Origin of the sequence: Vibrio marinisediminis (assembly GCF_014050145.1) — a bacterium.
GTDB lineage: Bacteria > Pseudomonadota > Gammaproteobacteria > Enterobacterales > Vibrionaceae > Vibrio > Vibrio marinisediminis.
This window is the reverse complement of record NZ_JACFYF010000264.1, coordinates 1-268: the sequence shown is the minus strand read 5'-3', so window position 1 is coordinate 268 and position 268 is coordinate 1. Positions and strand designations below refer to the sequence as shown.

Annotated in this window: 1 protein-coding gene; it reads right to left on the bottom strand. The window is 66.4% G+C overall.

Annotated elements, in window-relative coordinates; genetic code table 11:
• Window positions 1-268: copper chaperone PCu(A)C (locus H2O73_RS21130; RefSeq protein ID WP_182110810.1), on the bottom strand; the 268-nt coding region annotated here is incomplete at both ends.

The window sequence follows — 268 nt, the reverse complement described above, 5'->3', positions numbered from 1 at the left end:
CACCGGCGCCTCGAGCTCCAGGGTCTGGCCATCATCGAAGGTCAGGCTGAGCGTCACCTCGTCACCCTCATGCAAGGGGGCCGCCAGGTCGATCAACATCAGGTGATAACCGCCCGGGGCCAGGCTGACACTCGCGTTGGCCGGTACCGGAACCGCCTCAACCCGGCGCATCTGCATCACGCCATCGACATCCACATGGTTGTGCAGCTCCGCCACCCGAGCGGCCGGAGTGCTCGCCGCCACCAGAGAACGGTCGGCTTCCCCTTCA